Below are 13,183 nucleotides of genomic sequence, written 5' to 3'. Positions count from 1 at the left end.
AGGGTGCGGACCGTCGATCTCGGGCCGGACCCTCGATCTCACCCCGCGTGCTTCGCCGCGAGCACCCGCAGGACCGCAGCGTCCACCTTGGCGGCGAACTCGGGGTCGGACTCGGCCTTCTGGGTGAGGGCGGCGATCATCGCGGGCAGGACGGTCGGGTCCTTGGAGGCCAGGACGATGTCGCAGCCGGCGGAGATGGCGTCGATCGCCCGGTCGCCCGGGGTCCAGGCGGCCACCTGCGCGGCGGCGGAGACGTCGTCGGTGAGGACGACCCCGTCGTAGCCGAGCGTGCCGCGCAGCAGGTCGGTCACCACGGGCGCGGAGAAGGCGGCAGGCGCCGACGGGTCGATGAGCGCGTAGATGGCCGTCGACACCATGACGAACGGCGTGCCGCGGTCGATCGCGTGCTGGAACGACGCGACCTGGTCCGACGACGGGCCGGTGACGTCGTCAGTGACGTTGGCGGTGGTGTCCGTGTCGCCGGTGACCCGGCCCAGGCCGGGGAAGTGCTTGACGGCGGTGTCGACGCCGGCGGCGGCCATGCCCGCGGCGAAGGCGTCGCCGTGCGTGGTGACCGTGGACAGGTCGTAGCCGAACTCGCGCTGGTAGTGCCCGATCGGGGCGTTGGCGGCGGCCCCCTCCTGCGTCGGGATGTCGACGACCGGTGCGAGGTTGAGGGTGACCCCCGCGGCGGCGAGCTCCCGACCCCAGGTCTCCGCCGAGGACTGCAGGTCGGCCGGTGACAGGGCACCCTGGGCCAGCGCCGGGGGCATCGTGCTGAAGCCCGGGCCCGTGAGCGTCTGGACCTGGCCGCCCTCCTGGTCGACGCCGACCAGCAGGGGCGTGCCGTGGGTCGTCGCGTCCGCGACCTGGTCGGTGAACCGGTGCACCAGGTCGAGGACCGGCTGCGTGCCCGCCGCCGTGCGGTTCTGCAGGAAGACGTTGCCGACGTGCTCCGTGGTGACGGCGTCGATGCTCGCCTGCTGCGGCGCCGCGAGGTTGACGCCGACCATGACGATCTGGCCGATCTTCTGCTCGAGGGTCCAGCCGGCGAGCGGGTCGGGAGCCGCGGTGGGCGTCGGGGTGCTCGGTGGCAGGCTCGTCGGCGCGCTGGTCGGCACCGCTGCCGGGGTGGCCGAGCAGGCCGCCAGCAGCAGGACCACGCCGACAGCCCAGACCGCCCGAGATCGCATGCCTGCATCCTGCTATGGGCTCGATCCGCGTGGGTGCGGCGTGTTTGGATCGACGGCATGGGCGCACTGACGATGGAGTCCCTCAACAAGTCCTACGGCGACCTCCGCGCGCTGCGCGACCTCTCGATGGAGGTGCGCGCGGGCGAGATCGTCGGGTTCGTCGGCTCCAACGGCGCCGGGAAGTCGACCACGATGCGGATCGTCCTGGGCGTGCTCGAGGCGGACTCCGGCGAGGTGCGCTGGGACGGGCGGCCGGTCGACCTCGACGTGCGGCGGCGCATCGGGTACATGCCCGAGGAGCGCGGCCTCTACCCGCGCATGAAGGTCGGCGACCAGCTGGTGTACCTCGCCAGGCTCCACGGGCTGGACACCCGGTCGGCCCGAACCGCCATGGAGCACTGGACCGAGGTGCTGGGCATCGCCGAGCGGCGCGGCGACGAGATCCTCAAGCTCTCGCTGGGCAACCAGCAGCGCGTGCAGCTGGCCGCGGCCCTGATCCACTTCCCCGAGATCCTGGTGCTCGACGAGCCGTTCTCCGGCCTGGACCCCGTGGCGGTCGACGTGATGAGCGGCGTGCTGCGCGACCAGGCCGCGGCCGGCGTGCCGGTGCTGTTCTCGTCGCACCAGCTCGAGCTGGTCGAGGCGCTGTGCGACCGCGTCGGGATCATCAAGAGCGGGTCCATGGTGGCGTTCGGCGGCATCGAGGAGCTGCGGCGCACGGAGCACCGGCGCTGGGTGGTGGACGGGCCGCCCGCGGCGTCGTGGGTCCCCGCCGTCCCGTCGGCGCGCCTGGTCTCGACGGACGGGCCGCGGTCGGTGGTCGAGGTGCAGGGCCAGTCCGCCGACGACGCCGACCAGGAGATCCTGCGGGCGGCGCTGGCGGCCGGCGCGGTGCGCGAGTTCAGCCTGCTGCGGCCGTCGCTGACGGAGCTCTATCGCCACGTGGTGAGCACCGACGTCGACGCGACCGAGAAGCAGGCGGTGTCGGCATGACCCCGCGACCGACCCTCGTCCAGCTGTCGTCGGGCGCCGCGGTCCGGCTCATCGCGGGGCGTGAGATCAGCACCCGAATCCGGTCCAAGGCGTTCATCTGGACGACGGTCGCGCTGGTCGCGGCGGTGGTGCTGGGCGGCGTGCTGCTCAGCTTCGTCAGCAAGAGCGACCCCACGCAGCACGTCGGCGTCACGGCCGAGACCGCGGCAGTGGCCGACCAGCTCGTCGCCACGGGCAAGGTCACGGGCGCGACGATCGAGACGCAGGAGGTCGCGTCGCAGGCGGCCGGCGAGGCGCTGCTCAAGGACGGGACCCTCGCGGCGCTGGTCACAGGCACGGAACCGCTGACCGTCGTCGTGCACACGAAGATGCCCGACGCTCTCGCGCCCGCGTTCGCGTCGCTCGCGCAGCAGGAGGCGCTGTCGTCGGCCGTCACGTCGCTCGGCGGAGACCCGGGCGAGGTGGGCCGCGAGATCGCGCAGGCGGCGCCCGACGTCACCGCGCTCGAGCCTGAGCCGGAGCAGGACGCGGCGCAGATCGTCGCCGGGTTCGTCGCCGGGATCCTGCTGTTCATCTCGCTGATGACCGCCGGGCAGCTGGTGGCGCAGGGCGTGGTGGAGGAGAAGTCGAGCCGCGTGGTCGAGCTGCTGCTGGCCACCGTCCGGCCGTGGCAGCTCATGGCCGGCAAGGTCCTGGGCATCGGCGTGATCGGGCTGTCGCAGGTGGTGCTGGTGGTCGCGTCGGGCGCGGGGACGGCCCTCGCGCTGGGGCTCGTCGACACCAGCTCGATCAACCTCGGGGTGGCCGCGCTGTGGGTCGTGATCTGGTTCGTCATCGGCTTCACGATGTACGCGCTGGCGCTGGGTGCACTGGCGGCGCTGGTGTCGCGGCAGGAGGACGTCGGCTCGGTGACCGCGCCGGTCATGACGCTGATGATGATCCCGTACATCATCGGCGTGAGCATCGCGCCGTGGGACCCGACCAACCCGTTGGTGGTGTGGCTGTCGTACGTCCCGTTCTGCGCGCCGCTGCTCATGCCGATGCGCATCGCACTGGGCGAGGTGGAGCCGTGGGAGGTCGCGCTGGCGCTCGGGCTGTCCCTCGCCCTGATCCCGGTGCTGGTGTGGCTGGCGGGCCGGATCTACTCCCACGCGGTGCTGCGCAGCGGCGGGCGGATCAAGCTGCGGGACGCGCTGACAGCGTCGTGAGCGTTTGCGCAGGTCACGCGGGTTGTCCGTCACCCGTCGGGGTTGCATCTGGACGCATGTCCCCTAGAGGATGCCCGACATGTCAGCACCCCCGCCGCCCGACGTCGTCGAGCCGCTCCGCCCGGAGGGCATCGCCGAGACCGCGAGCGTGCTGGCGGCGGCGCTGGCCGACGACCCCGGCTTCGTGCACCTGTTCCCGGTCCGGGCCCGGCGCGAGCGCGAGCTGCGCGCGCTCTACCGGATGACCCTGTCGGACTCGGTCCGGTACGGGCACGCGTTCGTGACGCGGCTCGACGGCGCCGTGACGGGCGCGATCGCCCTGTACCCGCCGGGGACGTACCCGATGACCCCTGCCCGGTGGTGGCGCCAGGCCCTCCGCATCGTGCGGATCGCCCTCCACACCCGCGAGCACAGCCTCGGGATCATCCGCTTCGGCGACGTGACCTCGGCGGGCGTCCCGTCCGACGCCTGGTACGTCGAGGCGCTCGGGGTCCGGCCCGACCTGCAGAGGGCCGGCCGGGGGAAGCGGCTGATGGCCACGGTCTTCGAGCTCATCGACTCCGCCGGCGGACCCTCGTACCTGGAGACCACCAAGCCCGACAACGTCGCCTACTACACGGCCCTGGGCTACGAGCCGGTCCGCTCGCGCGTGGCGATCTCCACCGACGACGGGCCGTGGATCTTCCCCATGAGCCGGGTGGCTGTCGGAGCCCGGGTCTAGCGTCGGGCGTCATGGAGAACGTCGACTACACCTCCACGTTCATCACCGTGGCGCCGGACACCCGCGCCGTGGCCGGGGTCGAGCCCGTCGGCTCGTCGATCGCTGCCTCGACCTTCGCGCTGATCGCCCCGGAGCCGTACGCGCTGCGGTCGTCCGACGTGATCTTCCGGGTGTGGGCATCACGGCACGAGGTGGACGCGTCGTCCGCCGACGAGTGGGCCGCGTTCTACTCCACGCCGCACGCCTGCCTGCGGTCCAGCGACCTGGGCAAGCGGTACGGCTGGGGCATCCACGCCGACGCCGACGGGCGGCTGGCCGTGTATGCGGTCGGGTCGGACGCGTACGAGTCCTTGGCGGCCGGCGTCGCCCCCGACGGCTCCGCGGTCACCGTGACGGCGGCGATGCGCAGCTCGCGGCGGTGAGCTCCGCGTCACGTCGGAACCGTGTGCCGGGGGCTTGAGTCGGCGCCGTCCCCGGCCGATGGACCTCCGTGACACCTGACCCCACCCCGCGCCGGCGCGGGTTGCTCGTCTCCGTCGCCGTCGTCGGTGGCCTGCTGCTCGTCGCCGGCACCGTCGCGGTCGGCCTGACGATCCCGCGCCACCTGCGCCCGGAGCCGCCGGCTGCGTCCTGCTGGAACGGCATCACCACCGACCCGTGCCTCCCGCTCGAGGGGTTCACCGGAGCGACGTGGGCGTTCGACCTCGACCGGGTGGCCACCGCCGACTGCGACCGGCTCCCCGCCGACGACTACGCCCCCGAGGCCGCGGAGGCCTGGCACTGCACCTGGCCGGACCTGGACGTGGACGTCGTCGTCGCGCGGTTCCCGTCGGTCGACGACGGGCCGGCGCTCTGGCGGGACATCTCCGCCGCGAACGGGTTCCGCGAGGTCGACCCCGAGCGCTGGCCGCGCGGCGAGGCGCTCGGACCGGGCTTCGTCGGCAGCACGCCGATGACCAAGGACCTCGACGCCCCGCTGCTCGCTCTCTGCTACGACGACATCCCCTACTGCGTGGAGATGGACGCGATGAGCGCCGACGGGCTCGAGACTGCCCAGGACCGGGTGGCGACGCTGACCGGCCACGAGGTCGAGGCGTACCTCCGCCAGCTGGGTGCAACGCCGAGCGGCGACGTCTGACCGACTCCCCTCAGTCGCGTGCGAGCTCGTCGGTCGCCGTGACACCCGCGTCCCGGGCCCGGGCCAGGAAGTCCGCGATGACTGACAGCTCGGTCTCCGAGTAGCCGCCGAGCAGCTCCTCCATCGACCCGTTCATCCCCGAGTACAGCTGGTAGATCTCCGCCCCCCGCTCCTTCGCGGCGCGGACGACGATCGCTCGCCTGTCCTCGGGCGAGCGCTCGCGGACGATCCAGCCGCCCTTCTCCAGCCGGTCGAGCACGCCGGTCATGGTCGCGGGGTGCAGGCCGGCCAGGCGGGCGAGCGCGGAGGCGCCCAGCGGGCCGTGGCGGCTGATGAGGTCGAGGCAGTCGAGGTCGACGTCGCGCATGTCGAGACGCTGGCCCACCTGGTGGTTGAGGAGGGCCAGCTGGATGCTCAGCTCTCGCATCGACTCGCGCACCGAGACGGCGAGGCGGCGCTTGCGGCGGCGGTCGTCGGCAGACGCTTCGGCACTCATATGTTACGGTCTCCATATCTTCTTGTTCTCTGAACAGACCGTACACCGAGACCCGGAGCGCCCCCATGAAGCTCACGATCATCGCCGCGACAGGCGGCATCGGGCGGCAGCTGCTCGAGCAGGCCACCGCCGCCGGGCACGACGTCACCGCCGTGGTCCGGGACCCGAGCCGGCTGCCGAGCACGACGGCCCGGGTTGTCACCGTGGACCTGGCGAAGGACACGGCGGCGCTGCAGAACGCGGTCGCCGGGGCGGATGCCGTCCTCTCGGGGCTCGGCGCGCGGACGAAGGCCGACGAGGGCATCGCAACCCGCGGGACGCGAGCGATCGTCGACGCCATGCGGGCGACCGGGTCCGCGCGGCTCGTCGTCGTCAGCGCGGCCCCCATCGGGACCGTGCCGTCCCCGGACACCCCGCACCCGCCGGCGCACGACGCCGGCGACGGGTTCTTCATGCGCCACCTGTTCAGCCGCATCCCGAAGGTGCTGTTCGCGACCCACTACGCCGACCTCGCGGCGATGGAGGACGTGGTCCGCGCCAGCGGGCTCGACTGGACGATCGCGCGCCCGCCGAAGCTCACGAACAAGCCGCTCAGTGGCCAGTACCGGACCGCGCTGGACCAGAACGCCCGCGGCGGCTGGTCGATCTCACGTGCCGACGTCGCCCACCTCATGCTCCGCATGCTCGATCAGCCCGAGACCGTTCGCCACGTCGTGGGCGCAGCGACGTAGGAGCCGCCAGAGCGTCGACTCGCCGGGTACCGTCCCGCCCGTGGGTCTGGTGGTCGCGCGAACGGCAGGTCTGGGGGACCGCCGGGAGCGAGCGGCCCGACTACCTACGGGTCGTCCGCGTCGTCTGGCGCGACGACGCGGGCGCACGTGTCGGACCCGGCGGCGACAATGAGCCGTGTCCTTGCTGCTGCTCGCCGACGACCCGTCGCGCCCCGACGTCGTCGTGCTGCAGTCGCTCTCCGACGACGGTGCGCTCGAGGCGTCGCAGGACGTCGCGGTCGACGGCCTGGCGGCGGTCGTCCGGGAGCGCGAGGCGGACCGGCCGCGCTGGGTGTGGGACGACACGGCCCGCCGGTACCCGCCCCTGCTGGCCGCCGGGGTGACGGTCGAGCGGTGCCACGACCTGCGGCTCTGCCACGCGATCCTGCGGCGGAGCGTGTACGCGCAGTCGTCGGAGCTCGCCCGGGCGGCCGCCGGGCCGTGGGACGGGCCGCGAATCCCGGCGCCGGTCGAGGTGAGCCTGTTCGACGAGCCTCGGGCGGAGGTCCCGCACGACCCGCTCGACGAGCTGCGGCGCCAGCTCGCGGCCGTCGCGGGGGCCGACGAGCCGGGTCGGTTGCGGCTCCTGCTCGCCGCGGAGTCCACGGGCGCGCTCATCGCCGCCGAGATGCAGCACGACGGCATGCCGTGGAGCGTCGAGACCCACGACGCCCTGCTCACCGACCTGCTGGGTCCGCGCCCCCGCGGCGGCGGGCGCCCGGCCAAGCTCGAGGCGCTCGCCGACGAGGTGCGCGCGGCGCTCGGGCAGCCGTCGCTGAACCTGGACTCGCAGCCGGACCTGCTGCGCGGGCTGCGCTCGGCCGGCTGCGACGTCGAGTCGACGCGGACGTGGGAGATCAAGGCCCTGGAGCACCCCGTGCGCGACCCGCTGCTCGCGTACAAGAAGCTGTCGCGCCTGCTGAGCGCCAACGGGTGGGCGTGGATGGAGGCGTGGGTCCACGACGGCCGGTTCCGGCCCGACTACGTGCCCGGCGGGGTGGTCACCGGTCGCTGGGCCACCAGCGGCGGCGGCGCCCTGCAGCTCCCAGCCGCCGTGCGCGCGGCCGTGCGGGCCGATCCCGGCTGGAAGCTCGTCGTGGCCGACGCCGCCCAGCTGGAGCCCCGCGTCCTCGCCGCCATGTCCGGCGACGGCGCGATGGCCGCGGCCGGCCGCGCGGCCGACCTGTACCAGGGCGTGGTCGACGCCGGCATCGTCGAGACCCGGTCCGAGGCCAAGTACGCCATGCTCGGCGCCATCTACGGCGCCACCACCGGCCCGTCCGCCGTCCTCATGCCCCGCCTGACCAGGGCGTACCCGCGCGCGGTCGCCCTCGTCGAGGCGGGCGCCCGGGCCGGCGAGCGCGGCGACGTCGTCTCCACCTGGCTCGGCCGCACGTCCCCGCGTCCCGACGCCGCCTGGCAGGCCGAGCTCGCCGCCGCCTCAGCGGAGGGGGCGGGGGCCGACGACGTCCGCGCGGCCCGCCGACGCGGCCGCGACTGGGGGCGGTTCACGCGCAACTTCATCGTGCAGGGCACCGCCGCCGAGTGGGCCCTGTGCTGGATGGCGGCCCTGCGGCGGCGGCTCCTGACCCTCGACGGGCGGCCGCACCTGGTGTTCTTCCTGCACGACGAGGTCATGGTGCACTCGCCGGCCGCCGTGGCCGAGGAGGTGGCGGAGGCGGTCCGGGCGTCCGCAGTCGAGGCCGGGCGGCTGCTGTTCGGCGACACGCCCGTGGAGTTCGCGCTGAACGTCGGCGTGGTGGACACCTACGACCAGGCGAAGTAGCCCGGGCTCAGTGGCTGAGGATGTACTTCAGCACGATCACCAGGAGGCCGAACACGGCGGCGAGCGCGGTCTCGCCGACCAGCGCGGCGCCCCGCACCCCCGCGCGGTGGGCCGCCAGGGCGGCGACCGCGGCGAGCATCGCGACCGTGAACCAGAGCGCGAGGAACGCCGCGTCGACCACGCCCATGCCGAACAGCCGTCCGATCGCGAACACCACCAGGACGGGGATGCTCCCCAGCAGCACCCCGGTGTTGTTCCGTAGGGCGTGCTTCAGGCGGTGGCCCGAGCTGTGGTCGACGTCCTCGAACCGTCCGCCGACCGCGTCCGCGTAGACGTGCGCCAGCCAGTACGTCACCGACACCAGGCCCGTGGCCACCAGGACGATCTCGCCGCTCTCGGCGCTCGCGCTCGTGGCCGCCAGGACGACGCTGGACACGAGGGCGCCGTAGAGCACCTCAGCGGGACCCTTGTTGCGCATGAAGCGGTCGACGCGGGTGAACCGCTGCTGCTCGACGTTCATCGGCCCTCCGTGGTCGGACGCGTGACCCCTATCGTGGCCCACGCGCGCCCTTCTGGCTGCTCAGTCCCCGATCGGCCAGGTCTGCAGCCGACCGCACATGCCGTACCGGCGCGGCGCGGGCGCGGCCTCGACCGCCGACACCGACCCGCGCGACAGGTGGGGCGCGACGCCGCGGATCAGCCCCTCGAGCGCCCCGGCCGTGGTCTCGGTCTCGGGGTAGACGTTCCGCGTCCACACGTCCTGCCAGTGCGGGACGAGGGGTCGGACGATGCGGGCAGCAGCCTCGTGCAGGGGCGCCAGCGCGGCCGCCGCCCCGACGCGGGCCACGGCGGCGGTCAGCTCGGCGTACCCCTCCAGGGCCAGGTCGCGGCGCCGGCGAGCGGCCGCGGCGAGCTCGTCGTCGGACGACGCCGCGGGCGGCAGGGTCGCGGCCGCCCGGTAGGCCGCGGGATCGGCGAGCACCGCGGCAGGGAACGTCAGCACCGCGTCGCCGGCCTCGGGCAGGCCCGCGTTCGACATGAGGACGAGGACCTCGAGGTCGCCGTCGTTGACCGCGCGATGCACCACGCCGGGGCCGAACGACACGATCGAGCCGGCGTGCAACTGGTGCACGGCGGCCCCGGACGGCCCGAGCGTGTGCACCGCGCCGGCGCCGCCGAGCACCACGTACGCCTCCGACGACACGACGTGCAGGTGCGGCGACCCGCTGCCGGCCAGCCCCACGTCGTCGGGCGCCACCCAGTCGTACACGCGCAGGTGGCTGACCGAGACCCCGCCGGGAAGTCCGTTCATGGCCACAGCATCCCCCTGCTCGGACCGACGGACGCACTCATGCGGACAGGATCCCGCCGCCGAGAGCGGCCAGGCCCGCGGCCGAGGCGGGATCCGCGGGGCCGTCGGCGACGACCATCGCGTACCGGAAGCGCAACGAGTCGCCGGGCGCGAAGGGCACCTCGGTGGAGAAGAACGGCGCCGGGTTGAGGCAGCCGAACAGCTCGGTCCGGGCGAACCACTGGGGCGGGTGCGACGGGTTGTCGGGGTCGTCGACCATGACGACCGTCGAGGACCCGCCGGTCTCGTCGTGCCGCCCGACGAACCCCATCCACGGCCCGCGGCTGCCACGTACCTCCTCGCCGCCCGCAAAGTCCGGCGCCAGCAGCGTGCCGCCGGTGAACGACCGCGGCCCCCGCCAGAAGAGCCCGCCGTAGCCGGCGTTCTCGCGCCCTCTGGTGGTCGGGGAGCCGATGGTGAGGTCGGCCGACGACACGTTCGTCATCGTCGTCTCGAACGTCAGCACCCAGGCGTCGTCGCAGTCCGCGGGGACGACGAACGCGAGCGACCGCTGCTCGTCGATCACGTGCGCCCCGGCCTGCGTGTGCCAGGCGAGCGTGTGCGCGAGGTCGACCCGGCGGTCCGCGACGGCGAGCGACGTGAGCGCGACGTGGTCCATCGACCCGTCGTTCTCCAGCTGCACGTAGCCCTCGCCGTGCACGTAGGTGGGACCGCCCCAGAAGTTGTGCTCGCCCACGACCGGCAGCGACCACGCGATGCCCTTGTGCCAGACGTGGTCGTGCGGGCGGAACGCGGTGACCAGGTCGCCGCCGCGCGTGCGGACCGGGTGCAGGTAGGGGCGCGGGCTCTCCAGCTGCACGTCGGTGGGGACGTAGACGTAGCGCGCGAGCGTGGTGCCGCCCAGCGTGACGTCGACGGCGCGCCCGACGTCGTGGAGCGCGGCGAGGCCGCTCACCGGGCGTCCAGGTCGACGCCCAGGTCGAGGTCCGCCACCGTGACCGGCAGCCCCGTGACCAGCGACTGGTTGGCGGCGATGCCGACCGCCACGGCGCGCAGACCGTCCAGGTACCCCGCCGGGCGGCCGAGCGCCTCGTCGGAGACCCGCAGGTGGCGTCGGAACACGTCCTTGAGCAGGATCGCGTCGCCGCCGCCGTGGCCGCCGATGCCGTCGGGGATCGGGAACTCGGTCGCGCGCTCCCAGTGCTTCTGCACCAGCAGGCGCTCCCCCTCGGGGCGGAGCGCGTCCGACGACGCCGTGGGCGTGGCCGACGGGTCCAGCAGGGCGTTGCCGTGCTCGTCCAGCTCGATCGCGCCCCGCTCGACCACCTCGAGCTCGGCCCGCCCGGCGGTGCCGTTGACCGTCACGCGGTACCCCTCCCACGGGCTGTGCGCGTTGAGCGAGTACGTCAGGGTGGCGCCGCGCCGGTAGTCGACGAGGAGCGCCAGGTTGTCCTCGATGGTGATGCCGGGGCCGAAGACGTCCTGGTCGCGCAGGTAGCCGTCGTACTGCTCGGCGTCGAGGTAGAGCGACGTCAGCCGGGGGTCGTCGCGGAGGTCGAGCGTGAACGGGTCGCCGACGACGCCGGTCCCCCGCGCCGGCCGGGGTCCCAGGCCGCGCGCGGCGGCGTTGCGGTCGCCGTAGAACTTGAGCCCGCCCCGCGCGTAGACCCGGGCCGGCACGTCCCCGAGCCACCAGTTGACCAGGTCGAAGTGGTGGCTCGACTTGTGCACCAGCAGGCCGCCCGAGCTCTTCTTCTCGCGGTGCCAGCGGCGGAAGTAGTCGGCGCCGTGCACCGTGTCGAGCGCCCACTCGAAGTGCACGCTGGTCACCTCGCCGATCTCGCCCGACGCGATGACCTCGCGCAGCGACGAGTTCCGCGGCGCGTACCGGTAGTTGAAGGTCATGACGACGTCGCGGCCGGTCTCGCGCACCGCGCCCGTGATCCGCCGGCAGCCGGGCCGGTCGATGGTCAGCGGCTTCTCGACGACCACGTCGGCACCCGCCGCGAGCGCGCGCGCCACCAGCTCCGCGTGCGCGTGGTCGGGCGCGGTGACGACGACGACGTCGACCGACTGCTCCGCGATCATCTTCTCGAGCCCGTCCGGCGCGTACTGCGGGAGCTCGGCGGGCCGGCCTAGCGCCTCCGAGACCACGGCCTCGTAGTACGCCATGCGACCCGGGTTCGGGTCGAGCAGCGCCACGAGCGTGGCCACGTCCGCGTGCTCCCCGGCGATCGCGCCGATGTACATGCCCGCCCGGTGCCCGGTGCCGACGACCGCGTACCGCCGTTGCTCGCCCTCGGGCGCCGGAGCGAACTCGGGGATGACGCCCGGGCTCGCGGCCGCGCTGCTGCTCGAGGCGGGGCGGGGGGCTGTGGGGTTCTGGTCGCTCACGGTGTCCTCGGGGTCGTCGTCGACTCGCTGTGCGGGAAAGCGTTGTCCGTCGTCGTCCAGCCTAAGCCGTGGAGCGCGTTCCCGACAGGTCCCACGGCGGAAGAGCCCGGACCGGAATACTCACCCGGGTCCGACCACCGCCGACGCGCCGAGCCGGTGGCACGATCGACAGATGAGACGCATCGCGCTCGGGTTCGGTTGGCTGCTCGGCCTGCTCGTCGCGGGCCTCGTCGGCTTCGGCATCGCGGCTCGTCTCAGTCCCAAACCCGCCTCCGTGGTGCTCCGGCGCAACTTCGACCGCCACGGCTACGCACGGTTCACCGCGACCGCGCCGTACGTCCCCGCGCACGTCGAGTCCCTGGTCGACATCCCGTACCGCGACGGAGACCGCGACGCCCTGCTCGACGTGCACCGGTCGACGGCGTCCGACGGGACGCTGCCGACGATCGTGTGGGTGCACGGCGGCGCGTGGCTCTCGGGCAGCAAGGACCTCATCGCGAACTACCTGCGCGTGGTGGCCGGCGAGGGGAGCACGGTGGTCGGCATCGGCTACTCCATCGCGCCGCGCGCCACCTACCCCACGCCCGTGCTGCAGGTGCTCGACGCGCTGGCGTACCTGACCGAGCACGCCGAGGAGCTGGGGATCGATCCTGCTCGGCTCGTGCTGGCGGGCGACTCGGCGGGCGCGCAGATCGCGGCGCAGGTGGCCGGCGTCATCACGAGCCCGCAGTACGCCGCGTCGATCGACGCCCACCCGCGGATCTCGCCCGACCAGATCGCCGCGACCGTGCTGTTCTGCGGCGTCTTCGACATGTCGTTCGCCCGCGGCCTGCGCGGGCGGGACCGGTGGTTCGTCGACTCGGTGATGCGGTCCTTCACGGGGTCGGCGGCGTACCTGGACGACCCGCGGTTCGCGGGCATCTCCGTGGTCGAGCACCTCACGGCCGACTTCCCGCGGACCTTGGTGTCCTGCGGCAACGCCGACCCGGCGCTCCGCCACTCGCTCTCGCTCGTCGCCACCCTGGAGCGCCTGGACGTGCCGCACGAGACCCTGTTCTTCGACGACGACCACGTGCCGCCCGTCGGGCACGAGTTCCAGTTCCACGTCGATACCGACGCCGGCCGGCTGGCGCTGGAGACGATCCAGAAGTTCGTCGCTCAGCTGCCCTGAG

The 13,183-nt window shown here is 73.5% G+C and carries 14 protein-coding genes; 8 read left to right on the top strand and 6 right to left on the bottom strand.

Annotated features, from left to right (window positions below; genetic code table 11):
* Positions 1-38: 38 nt before the first annotated feature.
* Complete coding sequence (locus tag AB5970_RS04305) at positions 39-1,193, bottom strand: glycoside hydrolase family 3 N-terminal domain-containing protein (protein ID WP_370502670.1); 1,155 nt, start codon at positions 1,191-1,193, stop codon at positions 39-41.
* Positions 1,194-1,250: 57 nt separating this feature from the next.
* Between AB5970_RS04305 and AB5970_RS04300 the strand changes: the two genes are divergently transcribed.
* The 5 genes from AB5970_RS04300 (at position 1,251) to AB5970_RS04280 (ending at position 5,253) form a co-directional block, all read left to right on the top strand.
* Positions 1,251-2,186, top strand: coding sequence for an ABC transporter ATP-binding protein (locus AB5970_RS04300; RefSeq protein WP_370502669.1), 936 nt, complete (start codon positions 1,251-1,253; stop codon positions 2,184-2,186).
* Positions 2,183-3,394, top strand: a complete 1,212-nt coding sequence (locus AB5970_RS04295) for an ABC transporter permease (protein ID WP_370502668.1) — start codon at positions 2,183-2,185, stop codon at positions 3,392-3,394. Before AB5970_RS04300 ends, AB5970_RS04295 begins: the two co-directional genes overlap by 4 nt.
* Positions 3,395-3,473: 79 nt before the next feature.
* Positions 3,474-4,115 (top strand): GNAT family N-acetyltransferase, encoded by a 642-nt coding sequence (locus AB5970_RS04290; RefSeq protein ID WP_370502667.1) that lies wholly within the window; start codon positions 3,474-3,476, stop codon positions 4,113-4,115.
* 11 nt (positions 4,116-4,126) lie between these two features.
* Complete coding sequence (locus AB5970_RS04285; protein ID WP_370502666.1) at positions 4,127-4,537, top strand: DUF6157 family protein; 411 nt, start codon at positions 4,127-4,129, stop codon at positions 4,535-4,537.
* A gap of 68 nt (positions 4,538-4,605) precedes the next feature.
* A complete protein-coding gene (locus AB5970_RS04280) occupies positions 4,606-5,253 on the top strand; it encodes a hypothetical protein (RefSeq protein WP_370502665.1) in 648 nt (215 codons plus the stop codon).
* Positions 5,254-5,263: 10 nt separating this feature from the next.
* Here the strand turns inward: AB5970_RS04280 and AB5970_RS04275 are convergent, their stop codons facing one another.
* Positions 5,264-5,749, bottom strand: a complete 486-nt coding sequence (locus AB5970_RS04275) for a MarR family transcriptional regulator (RefSeq protein WP_370502664.1) — start codon at positions 5,747-5,749, stop codon at positions 5,264-5,266.
* Positions 5,750-5,814: 65 nt separating this feature from the next.
* Between AB5970_RS04275 and AB5970_RS04270 the strand changes: the two genes are divergently transcribed.
* Both AB5970_RS04270 and AB5970_RS04265 read left to right on the top strand, forming a co-directional pair.
* On the top strand, positions 5,815-6,480 hold the full coding sequence (locus AB5970_RS04270; RefSeq protein WP_370502663.1) for an NAD(P)-dependent oxidoreductase: 666 nt from the start codon (positions 5,815-5,817) through the stop codon (positions 6,478-6,480).
* A 181-nt stretch (positions 6,481-6,661) separates the two neighbouring features.
* Positions 6,662-8,305 carry a bifunctional 3'-5' exonuclease/DNA polymerase gene (locus AB5970_RS04265; RefSeq protein ID WP_370502843.1) on the top strand — a complete coding sequence of 548 codons (1,644 nt, stop codon included), beginning with the start codon at positions 6,662-6,664 and terminating at the stop codon, positions 8,303-8,305.
* A 7-nt stretch (positions 8,306-8,312) separates the two neighbouring features.
* On the opposite strand, the gene AB5970_RS04260 is transcribed toward AB5970_RS04265, so the two are convergent.
* From AB5970_RS04260 to AB5970_RS04245, 4 genes are read right to left on the bottom strand one after another with little or no spacing between them, the layout of a single operon-like run.
* Entirely contained in the window at positions 8,313-8,825 is a 513-nt protein-coding gene (locus AB5970_RS04260) for a hypothetical protein (protein ID WP_370502662.1), read from the bottom strand.
* Positions 8,826-8,885: 60 nt separating this feature from the next.
* Positions 8,886-9,617, bottom strand: a complete 732-nt coding sequence (locus tag AB5970_RS04255) for a cupin domain-containing protein (RefSeq protein WP_370502661.1) — start codon at positions 9,615-9,617, stop codon at positions 8,886-8,888.
* Positions 9,618-9,654: 37 nt separating this feature from the next.
* Complete coding sequence (locus AB5970_RS04250; protein ID WP_370502660.1) at positions 9,655-10,572, bottom strand: PmoA family protein; 918 nt, start codon at positions 10,570-10,572, stop codon at positions 9,655-9,657.
* Entirely contained in the window at positions 10,569-12,011 is a 1,443-nt protein-coding gene (locus AB5970_RS04245) for a Gfo/Idh/MocA family protein (protein ID WP_370502659.1), read from the bottom strand. The genes AB5970_RS04250 and AB5970_RS04245 overlap by 4 nt, the downstream gene beginning before the upstream one ends.
* Positions 12,012-12,183: 172 nt before the next feature.
* Between AB5970_RS04245 and AB5970_RS04240 the strand changes: the two genes are divergently transcribed.
* On the top strand, positions 12,184-13,182 hold the full coding sequence (locus tag AB5970_RS04240) for an alpha/beta hydrolase (RefSeq protein WP_370502658.1): 999 nt from the start codon (positions 12,184-12,186) through the stop codon (positions 13,180-13,182).
* The last annotated feature ends 1 nt before the right edge of the window (position 13,183 follow it).

The organism is Cellulomonas sp. ICMP 17802 (genome assembly GCF_041295535.1).
GTDB lineage: Bacteria > Actinomycetota > Actinomycetes > Actinomycetales > Cellulomonadaceae > Cellulomonas.
Note: the sequence above shows the minus strand (reverse complement) of the source record. Positions and strands in the feature narration are given on the sequence as shown.